Origin of the sequence: Cryobacterium psychrophilum, from assembly GCF_004365915.1 — a bacterium.
Lineage (GTDB): Bacteria > Actinomycetota > Actinomycetes > Actinomycetales > Microbacteriaceae > Cryobacterium > Cryobacterium psychrophilum.
Genome location: NZ_SODI01000001.1, coordinates 2700001 through 2715543, shown reverse-complemented (window position 1 = coordinate 2715543; position 15543 = coordinate 2700001). Strand labels below are relative to the sequence as shown.

15 protein-coding genes are annotated in these 15543 nt (G+C 64.9%); 8 read left to right on the top strand and 7 right to left on the bottom strand.

Going from position 1 to position 15543, the window contains the following annotated elements; genetic code table 11:
- Positions 1-286 precede the first annotated feature (286 nt).
- Both EDD25_RS12695 and ychF read right to left on the bottom strand, forming a co-directional pair.
- Complete coding sequence (locus EDD25_RS12695; RefSeq protein WP_134173624.1) at positions 287-961, bottom strand: SDR family NAD(P)-dependent oxidoreductase; 675 nt, start codon at positions 959-961, stop codon at positions 287-289.
- Positions 962-1174: 213 nt separating this feature from the next.
- Positions 1175-2248, bottom strand: coding sequence for a redox-regulated ATPase YchF (ychF, locus tag EDD25_RS12690; RefSeq protein ID WP_134173622.1), 1074 nt, complete (start codon positions 2246-2248; stop codon positions 1175-1177).
- A 64-nt stretch (positions 2249-2312) separates the two neighbouring features.
- Between ychF and EDD25_RS12685 the strand changes: the two genes are divergently transcribed.
- Both EDD25_RS12685 and EDD25_RS12680 read left to right on the top strand, forming a co-directional pair.
- On the top strand, positions 2313-2927 hold the full coding sequence (locus tag EDD25_RS12685) for an exonuclease domain-containing protein (protein ID WP_134173620.1): 615 nt from the start codon (positions 2313-2315) through the stop codon (positions 2925-2927).
- A gap of 74 nt (positions 2928-3001) precedes the next feature.
- Positions 3002-4360: a DNA recombination protein RmuC gene (locus tag EDD25_RS12680; RefSeq protein WP_134173618.1), complete on the top strand. Its 1359-nt coding sequence runs from the start codon at positions 3002-3004 to the stop codon at positions 4358-4360.
- A gap of 41 nt (positions 4361-4401) precedes the next feature.
- Here EDD25_RS12680 and EDD25_RS12675 read toward each other — a convergent pair whose 3' ends face one another.
- Both EDD25_RS12675 and fbaA read right to left on the bottom strand, forming a co-directional pair.
- Complete coding sequence (locus EDD25_RS12675; protein ID WP_134173616.1) at positions 4402-4983, bottom strand: DUF6264 family protein; 582 nt, start codon at positions 4981-4983, stop codon at positions 4402-4404.
- A gap of 58 nt (positions 4984-5041) precedes the next feature.
- Positions 5042-6067: a class II fructose-bisphosphate aldolase gene (gene fbaA / locus EDD25_RS12670; protein ID WP_134173614.1), complete on the bottom strand. Its 1026-nt coding sequence runs from the start codon at positions 6065-6067 to the stop codon at positions 5042-5044.
- A 194-nt stretch (positions 6068-6261) separates the two neighbouring features.
- Between fbaA and glpX the strand changes: the two genes are divergently transcribed.
- Entirely contained in the window at positions 6262-7194 is a 933-nt protein-coding gene (gene glpX / locus EDD25_RS12665) for a class II fructose-bisphosphatase (RefSeq protein WP_134175474.1), read from the top strand.
- A gap of 111 nt (positions 7195-7305) precedes the next feature.
- On the opposite strand, the gene EDD25_RS12660 is transcribed toward glpX, so the two are convergent.
- Positions 7306-8346, bottom strand: a complete 1041-nt coding sequence (locus EDD25_RS12660) for a 4-hydroxy-3-methylbut-2-enyl diphosphate reductase (RefSeq protein ID WP_134175472.1) — start codon at positions 8344-8346, stop codon at positions 7306-7308.
- Positions 8347-8434: 88 nt separating this feature from the next.
- Between EDD25_RS12660 and xseA the strand changes: the two genes are divergently transcribed.
- The 5 genes from xseA (at position 8435) to EDD25_RS12635 (ending at position 12800) form a co-directional block, all read left to right on the top strand.
- Entirely contained in the window at positions 8435-9733 is a 1299-nt protein-coding gene (xseA, locus tag EDD25_RS12655; protein ID WP_424948547.1) for an exodeoxyribonuclease VII large subunit, read from the top strand.
- Between the two features lies 1 nt (position 9734).
- Positions 9735-9998, top strand: a complete 264-nt coding sequence (locus EDD25_RS12650; protein ID WP_134173610.1) for an exodeoxyribonuclease VII small subunit — start codon at positions 9735-9737, stop codon at positions 9996-9998.
- On the top strand, positions 9995-10636 hold the full coding sequence (locus EDD25_RS12645) for a DUF4245 domain-containing protein (protein ID WP_134173608.1): 642 nt from the start codon (positions 9995-9997) through the stop codon (positions 10634-10636). Before EDD25_RS12650 ends, EDD25_RS12645 begins: the two co-directional genes overlap by 4 nt.
- A 17-nt stretch (positions 10637-10653) precedes the next feature.
- Positions 10654-11292: a carbonic anhydrase gene (locus tag EDD25_RS12640; RefSeq protein WP_134173606.1), complete on the top strand. Its 639-nt coding sequence runs from the start codon at positions 10654-10656 to the stop codon at positions 11290-11292.
- An 83-nt stretch (positions 11293-11375) separates the two neighbouring features.
- Entirely contained in the window at positions 11376-12800 is a 1425-nt protein-coding gene (locus EDD25_RS12635) for a class II fumarate hydratase (protein ID WP_134173604.1), read from the top strand.
- Positions 12801-12864: 64 nt separating this feature from the next.
- Here EDD25_RS12635 and EDD25_RS12630 read toward each other — a convergent pair whose 3' ends face one another.
- A complete protein-coding gene (locus EDD25_RS12630; protein ID WP_134173602.1) occupies positions 12865-14214 on the bottom strand; it encodes an RNA 5'-3' helicase PhoH2 in 1350 nt (449 codons plus the stop codon).
- A 204-nt stretch (positions 14215-14418) separates the two neighbouring features.
- Entirely contained in the window at positions 14419-15540 is a 1122-nt protein-coding gene (locus tag EDD25_RS12625) for an aminotransferase class V-fold PLP-dependent enzyme (protein ID WP_134173600.1), read from the bottom strand.
- Positions 15541-15543: the final 3 nt, after the last annotated feature.

Genomic DNA, 15543 nt, shown 5'->3' with positions numbered 1-15543 from the left:
CCCACCTCCGGTGACCTCTTCAATGCGACGCGGCATCCGCAACGAGCGCGCATCGACTTCGACGGTTGCGGTCCAGTTCGGCTGTTGCGCCTGTCGAAGTCGACCGGAACTAGACGCGACTCACGGCATCCGAGTCGATACCGTGAGACAACGCCTAAAGAAGCGCTCCGAAATTGCACGTTGAATCTAAACTTCACCGAGTGGCATCGCGGAGCAACCATTCACAGCCACGTTTCGCGCCCTTCTGGCTATCTCCGCATCGTCGCTGCCAGCCGCGTCGTGCCCCCTACTCCCTGCCGTCCTCAAGCGGGATGAGCATCGTTCGAAAGGGACCGGCAACGGCGTGGAGGTCCCAAATGCGATCGGCGATGCCGTCGATGCCATTGGCAAGCTGAAGCTGAGGAATACCTCCCGGAATCACGAGCTGGCTGACACGGATGCCCTCATCCTTGAGTGCATCGTGGAGCATTTCGCCGTAGGCGCTCTCCGCCGGGAATGCGACGGATGTGCCTGCGACGCCGGCGCGGGCCTTCACCGACGTTCCCCCGTTGATCAGGATGATGCTGCCGCCATGTGCCTGACGCATCGCTGGCAGCACCGTTCGCGCCGCGTGGACAAGCCCAAGAGCCGAGAACTGAAAGGCCTCCAACGCCAACTCCGGAGTCATGTCGAGTACCGGCTTCAGGTACTCACGCGACGGGAGGGGGCTGTACTGCAACGCGTTAATGGGTCCCAGCTCTGCCTCGGCACGCGCAAGAGCATCCTCCAGCGCCGCCGGTATTCGTACATCCGCAGCGTAACCACTCACAGTGAAGCCGGCAGCAGCGAGCTCCGCAGTCATGGAGTCCAGCTTCGACTGGCTCCTCGAGATCAGGGCGATTGAGAAGCCCTCGCGCCCGAACCTTCGCGCAACTGCTGCTCCGAGTCCCGGTCCAGCTCCGACGATGGCAATGACAGGCACGGTGGTTTCCTCCGAGTGATGATGTTGCGCTTAGAGTGCGGTCGGATTGGTCGACAGTTCTTCGGGATCACGCACCAGCCCAACCCCGTATATTGCCGGGGCAGAGTGATGAATTGGTCGGATACAGGGCGACTGTTGCCGGAACGGACAACTGCGCCCCGCGCGCCGGCCACAATTGTCCGAAACGGGAACAGTTGCGGCCGGGACTACGAGCTACACGTTAAAGCGGAACTCCACGACATCGCCGTCCTGCATGACGTACTCTTTACCTTCGATGCGGGCCTTGCCCTTGGAGCGAGCCTCGGCGATCGAACCGGCCTCTATGAGGTCATCGAACGAGAAGATCTCGGCCTTGATGAAGCCCTTCTGGAAGTCCGTGTGAATCACTCCGGCGGCCTGCGGTGCGGTCCAGCCCTTGTGAATCGTCCAGGCGCGGGTTTCCTTCGGCCCCGCCGTCAGGTACGTCTGCAGCCCGAGGGTATCAAAGCCGATGCGCGCGAGCTGGTCGAGTCCGCTCTCGGCCTGGCCCGTGGAGGCAAGCATCTCGGCCGCATCGTCGGCGTCGAGCTCGCTGAGCTCAGACTCGAGCTTGGCGTCGAGAAATACGGCGTTGGCCGGGGCCACGAGGGCAGCCAGGGTCGCCAGCTTTTCCTCGTCCTGCAGCACGGCCTCGTCCACGTTGAACACGTAGATGAACGGCTTGGTGGTGAGCAGGCCGAGCTCGCGGATGGGCTCGACGTCGAGCTTCGCGGAGGAGAGGGGCTGGCCGGCATCCAGAATGGCCTGGGCCTTGAGCGCCGTCTCGAGCACGAGCGGTGCGAGCTTGCGACCCTTGACCTCTTTCTCGTAACGCAGCACGGCCTTCTCGAGGGTCTGCAGGTCGGCGAGGATCAGTTCGGTGTTGATGGTCTCCATGTCGCCCGCGGGGTTGACCGCACCATCGACGTGCACCACGTCGGGGTCGGCGAAGCCGCGAATGACCTGGGCAATCGCATCCGCTTCACGAATGTTGGCGAGGAACTTGTTGCCGAGCCCTTCCCCTTCACTCGCTCCGCGCACGATGCCGGCGATGTCAACGAACGACACCGGGGCCGGCAGCAGCGCCTTGCTCCCGTAAATCGTTGCGAGCGCTGCGAGACGGGAATCGGGGAGGTTCACGATTCCCACGTTCGGCTCGATCGTGGCGAACGGGTAGTTCGCCGCGAGCACGTTGTTCTTGGTGAGCGCGTTGAAGAGGGTTGACTTGCCAACATTGGGCAGTCCGACGATTGCAATAGTAAGAGCCACGAGAGACGATTCTACCGGCTGCGCCTCCCCGTGCACTGTCAGGGGTACGTGAGACGATGAGCGGGTGCTGAACTTCACCGCAATCGACTTCGAAACCGCCAACTCGTCGGGTGCCTCGGCGTGCTCCGTGGGTCTCGTCAAGGTGCACGACGGCGTTGTCGTCGATTCGGACTATTGGCTCATCAAGCCCCCGACCGGTCACGACGTGTTTCAGCAGTGGAACATCAAGATTCACGGCATTCGTCCGTCGGACGTTGTCGGTGCCGATACCTGGGCCCAGCAACTCCCCCGGCTCGTTGCCTTCGCCGGTGGTGACCACCTCGTGGCCCACAATGCTGGGTTCGACCTGGGCGTCATCAAGACCGCGTCAACGGTCACCGGGCAGACGATTCCCGATTTCAACTTCGTGTGCAGCCTGCAGGTGGCGCGGCGCACCTACCACCTCGACTCCTACCGCCTGCCGGTGGCCGCGATGGCCGCCGGTTACGAAGATTTCGCACACCACAATGCGCTGGCGGATGCCGAGGCGTGCGCGGCGATTATCGTGCATGCGGCGAAGCGGCACGAGGCAGACACACTCGAACAGCTCGCCCACATCACCCGGGTGAAGGTGGGAGCCATCGGCCCCGTCGCCACCCGCCAGCATGCCTCCACGCACGGCCCGATGGCCCTGAACTAATGATGACGTCACGCTAACGGGGAACACAGGTGTGATCCCCCGGCAATGTCGGTGGTCGCTGGCAGACTTTGATCATGGAAATCGTGCTGAGTCTCATTGTTGGCCTCCTCGTGGGCGTGGCCCTCGGCGCCCTCGCTGCTGCTGTCATCATGCAGCGCCGCCGCACCCGGGCCACAGGTGCCGACACTCTCGTCGATGCGCCCGAGGTGATCGAGGCGCGCCACCAGGTTGCTCTCGCCGAGGCGCGCTCCCGTGAAACCGAAGTGCAAGCGGTGCTTCGCGAAGAACTGGCCTCACAGAACGCCACCGCAGACGGACTGAGAACCCAGATCACGGAGGCCAGGCAGCAGTATCGTGAACTCATCGAGCGCCAGCACCTGGACGACGCCACCCGCACGGAACACGAACGTGAGGAGAGCAAGGTGCTGCAGGCGCTCGCCCCGGTGAAGGCCAGCCTGCAGGACATGCAGCACAAGGTCGCCGAGCTAGAGGCGCAGCGCAGCCTGCAGCACGGTGAACTCAGCCAGCAGCTGCGCTCGGCCACCGAATCAGAAGAACGCCTGCGCAGCACGGCGGAAACCCTGGCCTCGGCGTTGCGGTCCAACAGCACACGCGGGGTGTGGGGCGAGACCCAGCTGCGCAGCGTCGTCGAGGCTGCGGGCCTGATCGAACGGGTGGACTTTGACCTGCAATCGAGCATCACTTCAGACGCCGGTGCGGGGCGGCCCGACATGGTCATTCACCTGCCAGGCGGCAAAAACATCGCCGTCGATGCCAAGGTGCCCTTCACCGCCTTCCTCGAAGCGAGCCAGATCTCCCGGGCGGCCACCGGCGTGGAGGGCGCGCAGCGCGAGGTGCACATGAAGGCGCACGTGAAGGCCGTGCGCGATCACATCACGACGCTCGGGAGCAAGGCCTACTGGCGGGGTCTCGATGCCTCGCCCGAAATGGTGATCGCGTTCATCCCGAGCGAATCACTGGTCTCATCGGCGCTTGAGGCTGACCCCTCGATTATGGAATTCGCTTTCAGCAAGCGGGTGGCCCTGTCCTCCCCCGTGACGCTCTGGTCAGTGCTCAAGACCGTGGCGTTCAGCTGGCAACAGGACGTGCTCACCCAGGACGCCAAGGTGCTCTTCGACCTCAGCCGGGAGCTCTACTCCCGGCTCGCGACGACCGCAGCTCATATCGAGAAGCTGGGACGGTCGATCGAACGCACGGTCAAGGACTACAACGGCTTCGTCGGTTCGATGGAGCGCCAGGTACTACCCACCGCGCGCAAACTCAACGCCCTCGACGAGTCCAAGGTGCTCGCGCCACTCATGGCCATCGAAGAGTCACCGCGCGAGCTCGCCGCCTACGAATTCGTGGCCGAGCTCGAGACCGCAGACGTCGACGGCACCGCCTTCGAGGCACCCTCCGACGTTCAGGCCTGACCGCACGCGACCGGCGCTCTTCGACGCCGGGCCCCGCTGGGCTAGCGCGTGCCGGCGATGGAGTCCAGCAGCGTCGCGTCGCCCGCGAGCACGGCGCCCATGAACACGAAGATCAGCACGAGCGACAGGATGCCGCCGATGAGCGGAACGTAGAACGCTCGGCGAGAGCGAACCAGCAACAGGATGGATCCTGTGGCCGTCACCGCCCACAGGATTACCTGCGCGATGACGCCGCCCAGCAGAATGCTGTCGACGTTGTCGGCGGCGGAGTAGGTGCCGAGTCCCTCCTGGGTGTACGCCATCTGGATCGCCTGCGGCAACGAATTCAAGATCGAGATCGACAGGAACGTTCCGAACAACCCGAGCACCAGCAGCCCGAGCGTCACCGGACGGTCCCACAACGGGGCCTGCCCCTGGCGAGCCGCCACGCCGGTGGACGCGCCCTGCTGTGTGGGTGCCTCCGCCGGCGGCGGACCGGCGAGCGGGGCACCCACGGGGGGCACCTCGCTCACGGACGGGTCTGTCGGCGGTTCCCAGACCCAGCCCTCCGGAGCGAGTTCCCCGTACTGGGGCTTGGGCCGCCGGTCGCGGGTGTCGTCGTCCGAAGTGTTGTCGCTAGGCACGGGAAACCTTCCTGCCCCTTCCCTGACGGAAGGTAACTGAATACGTGGTGCTTTAAGGCTAGCTGTTCGAGTGACCCGCCGAACCCAGCTGCTGGGTCGACTTCGCCACTCGGGCGGCCATGGCCGACTCAGCAACCTTGCCCCAGGCCCGGGGATCGTAGACCTTTTTGTTGCCCACTTCGCCGTCGACCTTGACGACGCTGTCGTAGTTCTTCAGCATGTAGTCGGCGATCGAGCGGGTGAAGGCATACTGCGTATCGGTATCAATGTTCATCTTGACGACACCGTTCGCGACGGCCTCGGCGATTTCGGCATCCGTTGAACCCGAACCGCCGTGGAAGACGAGGTCGAGGGGCAGTGCATCGCGACCGTACTTGGCGGCGAGTCCGTCCTGAATCTGGCGGAGCAGCTCCGGGCGCAGCTTGACGTTACCCGGCTTGTACACGCCGTGCACGTTGCCGAACGTGAGGGCTGCCATGTAGCGGCCCTGTTCGCCGAAGCCGAGGGCCTCAACCATCTTGACGGCATCGTCAAGGGTCGTGTACAGGTTCTCGTTGATGTCGTGGCTGACACCGTCTTCTTCGCCGCCAACAGCACCGATCTCAACTTCGAGAATGGCGTTGATGCCGCGCATACGCTTGAGCATGCCCGTCGCGATCTCAAGGTTGTCGTCGAGCGCGATGGCGGAACCGTCCCACATGTGCGACTGGAAGATCGGGTTGCCGCCGGCCTTCACCTCGGCCTCGGAGGCCACGATGAGCGGCATGACGAAGTCGTCGAGGGCGCCCTTGGGGCAGTGGTCCGTGTGCAGCGCCACGGTGATCGGGTAGTTGTCAGCGACCTCGTGAGCAAAGCGTGCGAAGGCGAGGGCGCCCGATGCACGGTTCTTTGCCGTGTGGCCGGCGAAGTAATCAGCGCCACCAGTGGTGACCTGGATGATGCCGTCAGAGCCTGCTTCGGTGAGGCCCTGAAGGACTGCGTTGATGGTTTGCGACGAAGACACATTGAACGCCGGGTAGGCGAATCCCTTGGTCTTGGCTTTGTCCAGCATCTCTTCGTACTGGTCGGGGGTTGCGATGGGCATAACATCTCCTCGAAAGTGTGCGGGTTTCGGGGCAAGTCTAGCTACGACCGCGGCGCGATAAGCTCAGCGGGCGGACTCTTTGCACGATCCACCGTGCATCCGCCACCACCGATGTCGAACAACGTCCGGGAGGACCTTCCGTGAACAGCACTGAGACCGCCACCCTGTATCAGCACCCCGACCGCAACCTCGCCATGGAACTCGTGCGAGCAACTGAAGCCGCAGCCATCCGTGCGGTGCCATTTATCGGCCGCGGCGATAAGAACGCCGCCGACAAGGCCGCCGTCGACGCCATGCGCGTTTTTCTCGGCACCGTCAACTTTGACGGACTCATCGTGATCGGTGAGGGCGAAAAAGACGAAGCCCCCATGCTTTTCAACGGTGAACGCGTCGGCAACGGCCGCGGCCCGGCCTGCGACATTGCCGTCGACCCGATCGACGGCACGAGCCTCACGGCTGCCGGCCGCCAGAACGCCGTCTCGGTGATCGCGGTTTCCGACCGTGGCACCATGCTCGATGCCTCATCGATCTTCTACATGGACAAGATCGTCACCGGTGGCGCCGGACGAGGCGTCGTCAGCCTCGACCAGTCCATTGGCGACAACCTGCGCGACCTCGCACTGGCACTCAAGAAGCCCGTCGGCGAGATCACCGTTGCCGTGCTCGACCGTCCTCGTCACGCCGGACTCATCGACGCGATTCGCACCGCGGGAGCCGGAACCCGGCTCATGCTCGACGGCGATGTCGCCGGTGGAATCAACGCGGCCCGCTACGAGACCCGCATCGACATGTGCGTGGGCATCGGCGGCAGCCCAGAGGGAATCACCACGGCGTGCGCCCTGAAGGCGCTCGGCGGCTACATGCAGGGACGTCTGGCGCCCGCGGACGACGAGGAGCGCGCCCGCGGTGTCGCGGCCGGCCTCGACGTTGACAAGCTGTTGGAGCTTGATGACATGGTCAGCGGCAACAACACGTTCTTTGTCGCCACCGGTGTCACCGATGGCGGCCTGGTCGACGGCGTTCGTCGCAAGGGCCCGATGATCCGCACCGAGAGCATCGTCTTGCGCTCGCGTTCGGGCACGGCCCGCCGCGTGATCGCGGAGCACCTCGCGGAGAAGTGGCTCTAAGCACCACCAGTCGAGTCCGTCCGACCCGAGTTTCGGGGTCGGGCGGGCTCGTTTTTTATGCCGCCCCCACGTCGCGGCCCGGGCTCCACGCGACGCGCGCGGGGCCGGGGCCTATTCAGTGGGTTCGGCCCGACCACCGATGGCACGGGCATCCATTTGCCCCGACAGGTCTTTGCGCAGTTCCTTCGGCAGAGAGAAGATCAGGTCTTCCTGGGCCGTCTTCACCGGCTCCACGTCGGTGTACCCGGCGTCGCTCAGCGCCTCGAGCAGCTCTTCCACCAGTTCCTCCGGAACGGATGCCCCGCTCGTGACGCCCACGGTGCACACGCCGTCGAGCCACTCCTGTTTGACCTCGCTCGCGAAATCCACGCGATAGGCGGCCTTGGCACCGTACTCCAGCGCCACCTCCACAAGACGAACGGAGTTGGACGAGTTGGCGGAGCCCACAACGATGACGAGGTCGGAGTCGGTTGCGACCTTCTTGATGGCGACCTGGCGGTTCTGCGTGGCGTAGCAGATGTCGTCGCTCGGGGGGTCCTGCAGGTTCGGGAACCGCGCGCGCAGTCGCCGCACGGTCTCCATGGTTTCGTCGACGCTCAGGGTGGTCTGCGAGAGCCAGACGACCCTGTCGGGGTCATGCACCTCAACGGTGTCGGCTTCATCGGGACTGCCGACCAGCGTCGTGTGCTCTGGGGCCTCACCGGCGGTGCCCTCAACCTCTTCATGACCCTCATGGCCGATGAGCAAGATCTGAAAATCGTCGCGAGCGAAACGCACGGCCTCGCGGTGCACCTTGGTGACGAGCGGGCATGTGGCATCGATGGCCTGCAGGCCTCTGGCGGCCGCGGCATTCACAACCGCCGGGGACACGCCGTGCGCGCTGAACACGATATGAGCACCGGTGGGAACCTCGTCGACCTCGTCGACGAAGATGGCGCCCTTGTTCTCCAGCTCGGAGACAACGTGAATGTTGTGCACGATCTGTTTGCGCACATACACGGGTGCGCCGTAATGCTCAAGTGCCTTCTCGACGGCGATCACGGCTCGGTCGACACCGGCGCAGTAACCGCGCGGGGCGGCGAGCAGCACCCGCTTGTGTCCGACGACGGGGGTATCCTTGAGCCTGTTGCGCGCGCTCGGAATCCGAGGCATGCCGAGGCCGATTACGGGCTGCTCTGTACTGATGGTCACCCGACCAGTCTACGTGCGACGACTGGACACCCCGTGGGAGGAAGCCGCATTGACTAATCCGGGCACGACGACCAACCCAGGCACGACACAACCGCAAACGGTCGCGGCCGGCGGCACCGCTCCCGCCACCGTCGACGCCCCGTGGCCGGTCGCGCTGCTGTCGAACAAGATTCGCGGCTACATCGAGCGCCTCGGCACCGTGTGGGTCGAGGGCGAGGTCACGCAGTGGGGTGCGAGCGGCGGCAACGTCTACGGCAAGCTCAAAGACCTCTCGGACGAGGCCACGGTGAGTTTCACTATCTGGTCGTCGGTGCGCTCGCGCCTCACCGGCGACTTCAAGCAGGGAGACCGCGTCGTCGCCCTCGTGAAGCCCAGCTATTGGGTCAAGGGCGGCACACTCACCATGCAGGTGTTCGAACTCCGACATGTGGGCCTCGGCGACCTGCTCGAACGGCTCGAGCGACTCCGCAAACAACTCGCGAGCGAGGGCCTCTTCGATGCCGCACGCAAGAAGCCGCTGCCCTTCCTCCCGCACTGTATCGGCCTCGTCACCGGCAAGGATTCCGACGCGGAGAAAGACGTCATCCGGAACGCTCAGCTGCGTTGGCCAGCCGTCACGTTCCACGTGGCGCATGCCATCGTGCAGGGTGACCGGGCGGCCGCGGAGGTCGCGGCCGCCATCGCGCGCCTGGACGCCGACCCGGAAGTCGACGTCATCATCGTCGCCCGCGGCGGTGGCGACTTTCAGAACCTGCTCGCCTTCAGCGACGAGGGCGTCGTGCGCGCCGCGGCCGCGTGCACAACCCCGCTCGTGAGCGCCATCGGTCACGAAGCCGACCGTCCCCTTCTCGACGAGGTCGCCGACATGCGCGCCTCCACTCCAACGGATGCCGCCAAGCGCGTGGTTCCCGACGTCACGGATGAGTTCAATCGCGTTCAGCAGGCGCGCGCGCGCCTCAGCACCCGGCTCACCGGCATCCTCGCGCAGGAAATCGATCGCGTGTCACAGCTGCGGTCGCGCCCGGTCCTCTCGGACTCCGCGTGGATCATCGGTTCCCGGTCGGAAGACCTCACCCGCTACGTGGCCCGTGGCACCGAGCTCGCGGAGCGCATTGTGGAGCGGGCGGGGGCCGCCGTTGTTGACCTGCGCTCCCGGCTGCGGGCACTCTCCCCACAGGGCACCCTCGATCGCGGGTACGCGATCGTGCAGGTCCCCGGGGGCGCGGTGCTGCAGGCGCCGGCCGAGGCACCGAGCGGTCTCAATCTGCGCATCACCGTGGCGAGGGGCACCCTGACGGCCACCTCCACCGGCGCCGAGACGTCCACCAGCACAGCACCGACGAAATAGAATGGATTCCATGACCCAGCCGGCGCAAGAAACCAGCTTCCAGGAACTCAGCTATGAGCAGGCCCGCGACGAACTCATTCGCGTCGTCAACCAGCTTGAGCAGGGGTCGAACACCCTCGAAGAGTCCCTCGCGCTCTGGGAGCGCGGCGAAGCGCTCGCGCAGCGGTGCGAGGCCTGGCTGATCGGTGCGAAGGCTCGCCTGGACGCTGCCCGCGCCGGCCAGCTCGGAGCTGCCGACGGCGGCCAGAGTGACGGTATCAAGTGAGCAAACCCGGCCGTGCACCCCGTGTGGTCGCCGAGCTCGGACGCCCGGAGACCCCGCAGGAGACCGCTGACCGCAAGGCGGAGAACTCGCGCAAGTACCGGGCACAGAAGACGGTCAACAACCTCGTGTTGTCTCTCATCGTCACCGTCGCCGCTGTACTCCTGATCGTGATGCTCGTGCCCCGAAACGACAACCCGGTGGACCGCTCCGTGGATTTCGCGGCGGTGGCCACGCAGCTGCAGCCGAGCGTCGACGAGCCGCTTGCCGTTCCCGTCCTCCCCGAGGGGTGGTCGACCAACGCCGCCGAATGGCGCACGGCCGACGCGGTTTCGTCCTGGTACCTCGGCCTCGTCACCCCCGAGAAGCAGTTCATCGGATTCAGCCAGGCCATCGACGCCAACCCCACCTGGCTCGCGCAGCAGCTGCTGTCCCAGGCTCCCGTCGATTCGGTGCAGATCGACGGCATCACGTGGGACATGTACCGCAACCCCGCTCCAACGGCCGATCGCGGTAATTTCGACGAGGCCCTCGTGACCACGGCGGGATCCAGCACGTACCTGCTGATCGGCACCGCCCCCGAGACGGAGTTCGAGGTTTTGGCCCGCGTCCTGGCCGCCTCCATCGCCAACAATCAGTGAGTGAGATTAGTGAGCCGATGCCGGATCGATTGACACCCCCCGCGGCCTGGGCAGAAATGCGCGACGGAAACGAACGCTTCGTGGCCGGAAACCCCAGGCACCGTCAGGACGTCGATCGGCGTGCCGAACTGTCGATGCGGCAGACGCCGCACGCGGCGCTGTTCGGATGCAGCGATTCCCGGCTCGCGGCCGAGATCATCTTCGACCAGGGACTCGGCGACCTGTTTGTCGTGCGCAACGCCGGCCAGATCATTTCCGATTCCGTGCTCGGCTCGCTCGAATACGCGGTGGCGGTCCTGAATGTGCCCCTCATCGTGGTCCTCGGCCATGACCAGTGCGGAGCCGTCAGCGCTGCGATCGATTCGCAGACCGAGGACGCCCCGCTGCTGCCAGCGCATATTCACAGCATCATCGAGAAGATCGTGCCGGCCGTGCGCCGCGTCGCCGCGCCCGCCGCTACCGGGTTCGTCGATCCCGCGAGCATCGATGCCGGAGTCGTGGGTCGGGAACACCTCCGCGACACGGTCGCAGAGATGCTTGAGCGCTCGGAAGTGATCAGCGCGGCCATTGCAGAAGGTACATTGGCTATCGTCGGCGCAAACTACCGACTGCTCGTCGGCAATGCCGACCCGCACATCATCGTCGGCGTCATCTGATCGACCAGGTCGATCACGACGGCCGACGCCAAGACATGCGCACCGAAGCGCACAGCACCAAACTCAATCAGCACCGAAAGGTAATGCATACAGTGGTGGACACCTCCGCAAACGCCGACTACCGGATCGAACACGACACGATGGGCGAGGTGCGCGTTCCGCAGAACGCGCTCTATGGCGCGCAGACCCAGCGTGCCGTCGAGAACTTCCCGATCTCCGGCTCGACGCTCGAATCCGCGCAGATCGCGGCTCTCGCTCGAATCAAGAAGTCCGCAGCCCTCGCCAACGCCCAGCTCGGTGTTCTCGACCAGGACATCGCCGACGCGATCGCCGCAGCGGCCGATGAGGTCGCCACCGGCGTTTACGACAGCGAATTCCCTGTCGACGTCTACCAGACCGGCAGCGGCACGTCATCGAATATGAACATGAACGAGGTCCTTGCGACCCTCGCGACACGTAACCTGGGCCGCCCCGTTCACCCGAACGACCACGTCAACGCGAGCCAGTCGTCCAACGACGTGTTCCCCACCTCCGTGCACATCGCGGTCACGAGCGCCCTCATCGACGAGCTCATTCCCTCCCTCGATCACCTCGCCGTGTCCCTCGAGGCCAAGGCTGAACTGTGGAAGGGCGCGGTCAAGGCCGGCCGTACGCACCTCATGGACGCCACCCCGGTCACGCTCGGCCAGGAGTTCGGCGGCTATGCCCGCCAGGTTCGCCTCGGCATCGAACGCATTCGCACCGCGCTCCCGCGCGTCGCCGAGGTTCCTCTCGGTGGCACCGCCGTGGGCACCGGCATCAACACCCCGGCCGGTTTCCCGCAGCTGGTCATCGAGCTCCTCGTCACCGAAACCGAGCTTCCGATCACGGAGGCATGCGACCACTTCGAAGCGCAGGCGAACCGGGATGGCCTCGTCGACGCATCCGGTGCCCTGCGTACCATCGCCGTGAGCCTCACCAAGATCTGCAACGACGTGCGTTGGATGGGCTCGGGCCCCAACACGGGCTTCGGCGAGCTCAGCATCCCCGACCTCCAGCCCGGCTCCTCGATCATGCCGGGCAAGGTCAACCCGGTCATCCCCGAGGCCGTGCTCATGGTCTGCTCGCGGGTCATCGGCAACGACGCCACGATCGCCTGGTCCGGCGCGTCCGGCTCGTTCGAACTCAACGTGGCGATCCCGGTCATGGGCACCGCTCTCCTCGAGTCGATCCGCCTGCTCACGAACGCCACGCGCGTCCTGGCCGACAAGACGGTCGATGGCCTCGAAGCCAACCTCGAGCACGCTCGTGCCCTCGCTGAGAAGTCCCCCTCGATCGTGACCCCGCTCAACCGGGTCATCGGCTACGAGGCTGCCGCGAAGGTCGCCAAAAAGGCCGTCGCCGACGGCCTCACGGTTCGCGAGAGCGTCATCGCCCTGGGCTTCGTCGAGCGCGGCGAGGTCACCCTCGAGCAGCTCGACAGCGCCCTCGATGTGCTCAGCATGACCCGCCCACCGCAGGCCAAGTAACACCCGTCTCACAACTGTGCCGAGGCGCCCTCCTGGAGGGCGGCTCGGCACAGTGCATTCGGCGTTACTTCGCCTCGTTGGCTTCAAGCATCTCGGTCACCAACGCCGCGATGGCGCTGCGCTCCGAGCGCGTCAGCGTCATATGCGCGAACAACGGATGCCCCTTGAGCGTCTCGATCACTGATGCCACGCCGTCGAAACGCCCCACGCGCAGGTTGTCCCGCTGGGCAACGTCGTGGGTGAGAACGACGCGGGAATTCTGCCCGATGCGACTCAGTACGGTGAGCAGTACGTTGCGCTCGAGAGACTGAGCCTCGTCGACGATCACGAAGGCGTCATGCAGCGAGCGCCCACGGATGTGGGTGAGCGGAAGCACCTCGAGGATTCCCCGCTCCATCACCTCTTCCAAAACGTTTTCTGACACGAGCGCTCCGAGGGTATCGAAGACGGCCTGGCCCCAGGGCCCCATCTTCTCGCTCTGGTCACCGGGCAGAAACCCGAGTTCCTGCCCGCCCACCGCGTACAGCGGCCGGAAGACCATGATCTTGCGGTACTGCTGCCGCTCCAGCACGGCCTCCAGTCCGGCACAGAGGGCGAGGGCGCTCTTACCCGTGCCGGCGCGGCCGCCGAGCGAGAGAATTCCGATCTCCGGGTCGAGGAGCAGGTCGATGGCAAGGCGTTGCTCGGCCGAACGGCCATGCAGGCCGAACAGTTCGCGGTCCCCGCGCACGAGCTTCAGCTCGCCCCCGCCGATGACCCGTCCGAGCGCGGAGCCACGATCCGAGTGGATGACCAGGCCTGTGTTGATCGGCATGTCCTGCACGAGTCGAGTCTGAAGCGACTCTTTCTCATACAGTTCACTGATCTGGTTCGAACCGAGCGTGATTTCGTCCATGCCGGTCCAGCCGGAATCCACCGCAAGTTCGTGACGATATTCGTCCGCGGCGAGGCCGAGCGAGGCGGCCTTGACCCGCAGGGGCAGGTCCTTGGACACCACGGTGACGGAAACACCCTCCTTGGCAAGGTTGAGGGCGACGGCAAGGATGCGGGAGTCGTTGTCACCCAGTTGCAGGCCGGAGGGAAGAATCGACATGTTCGAGTGGTTCAGTTCAACACGAAGAGTGCCGCCCTCTCCGACCGGAATCGGAAAATCCAGCCGTTCATGCTTCAGCCGCAGGTCATCGAGATTGCGCAGGGCCTGCCTGGCGAAGTACCCGATCTCTGGATCATTGCGCTTGGCTTCAAGCTCGGAGATGACAACTACGGGAAGCACGACGGCGTGCTCGGCAAAACGGAAGATCGCCTTCGGATCACTGAGCAGAACCGAGGTATCCAGCACGTACGTGCGCTCGGATTGCTCGGCTGCGTTTGCCACTCGGTCAGAAGACTGGAACTCGGTTCGATTAGCGATCATGACCACTCCCACCGTGCGCGTACCAGGACGCGATCTTAACTTGGCGAGCGGCCACGAGCATTAATCGAGCCGTGCAGGTGGCCGTCTCGTTCAGGCCTTAGACCTGATGAACCTGACCGTACGGCTCTTCGACCAGAAAGGGAATACGCCACGCCAATTCGCAATGATACGTTCACATATTGGGCAGCCCGGTCATACGAATTATCAGTACGTGGCGGCGGTTGAATACGACGTGAACGCGCCGCGCAGCATGTCCAGGGTATCGATGTGGAGGGCCGCATGCACGCTGAGTCGGATGGTTCCGCCCCCCGCTGTCACGGTCACGCCGTGGTTGCTCAGACTGGCCTGCAGCATGGTCAGTTGCTCGGTCGGCGGCTCGAGAACCACGATGCCCGCCCGTTCGCGTTCGTCACGAGGGGAGACAACGGGAATGGCGAATTCATCGGCGAGGTCGATGACCTGCGTCACGTTTTCGGTAACGGCGGCACCGATGCCGGCCACGCCGACGGGCTCAATCTCCGTGAGCGCAGCCGCGAAACGCGCCTCGGCGATCGGGTCACCGTTTCCCACCCGAAAAGCCCGGGCCCCCCGACTCGGCGGGGTGACGTCGTCAAAGGGAACTTCCGCATCCGTTCCCACATAGCCGGAGAACACCGGCATCAACGAATCAACCGCACGATCGCTCATCGCGAGAAAGCCGGTCCCCCACCCGGCCCTGGTCCATTTCTGACCGCCGGAGGCGACAACATCCGCCAGTCCGAACGGCGCGTCGACCACGCCGAAACCCTGGATGGCATCGACGAACAGCAACCGGTCACCAATCACCTGGCGGATGCCTTCGAGGTCAACAAGGTGCCCGGTACGTGAGTCCACGAGTGAGACGGATACGGCGACAATGGCGGGGGTGAGCTGGGCCTTGATGATACCGGGAGTCACCCGGTTGCCCTGGGTCTCGAGCCAGACCGGGGACACCACGTGCAGCGCCTCGGCGGCACGCACCGCGGCGAAGGGAGAACTGGGGTAATCACGAGGTGACAGCAGCACACCGCCGGTGAGGCCGAACATGGCGTGCATGAGCCCCGACGTCGTGTGGGGTTGCAGGGCTATCTGGTCGGGTCGAAACCCAATCGTGCGGGCAACAGCTTCGCGAGCAAGCCTGTCCTGGTCAAAAAAATGGTCGAGACTTCCGTACCGGGCTCGGGCGAGCACCTCGGTCTGCCCCAGCATCTCTGCGGCGACTACGGCGGAGACGGGGCCGACGCGCGCATAGTCCAGGTATCCGGGCTCTTCGGTGAAACCATCAGTGAAGCGAGTGAGAGCGGTCATGCG

What these genes read in the sequence shown, in the direction of transcription:
- EDD25_RS12680 (WP_134173618.1), top strand. Translation starts at nt 3,002, where the DNA reads ATGGAAATCGTGCTGAGTCTCATTGTTGGCCTCCTCGTGGGCGTGGCC.
- fbaA (WP_134173614.1), bottom strand. Translation starts at nt 6,067, where the DNA reads ATGCCCATCGCAACCCCCGACCAGTACGAAGAGATGCTGGACAAAGCC.
- glpX (WP_134175474.1), top strand. Translation starts at nt 6,262, where the DNA reads ATGGAACTCGTGCGAGCAACTGAAGCCGCAGCCATCCGTGCGGTGCCA.
- EDD25_RS12660 (WP_134175472.1), bottom strand. Translation starts at nt 8,346, where the DNA reads ATGCCTCGGATTCCGAGCGCGCGCAACAGGCTCAAGGATACCCCCGTC.
- EDD25_RS12650 (WP_134173610.1), top strand. Translation starts at nt 9,735, where the DNA reads ATGGATTCCATGACCCAGCCGGCGCAAGAAACCAGCTTCCAGGAACTC.
- EDD25_RS12640 (WP_134173606.1), top strand. Translation starts at nt 10,654, where the DNA reads ATGCCGGATCGATTGACACCCCCCGCGGCCTGGGCAGAAATGCGCGAC.
- EDD25_RS12635 (WP_134173604.1), top strand. Translation starts at nt 11,376, where the DNA reads ATGCATACAGTGGTGGACACCTCCGCAAACGCCGACTACCGGATCGAA.
- EDD25_RS12630 (WP_134173602.1), bottom strand. Translation starts at nt 14,214, where the DNA reads ATGATCGCTAATCGAACCGAGTTCCAGTCTTCTGACCGAGTGGCAAAC.
- EDD25_RS12625 (WP_134173600.1), bottom strand. Translation starts at nt 15,540, where the DNA reads ATGACCGCTCTCACTCGCTTCACTGATGGTTTCACCGAAGAGCCCGGA.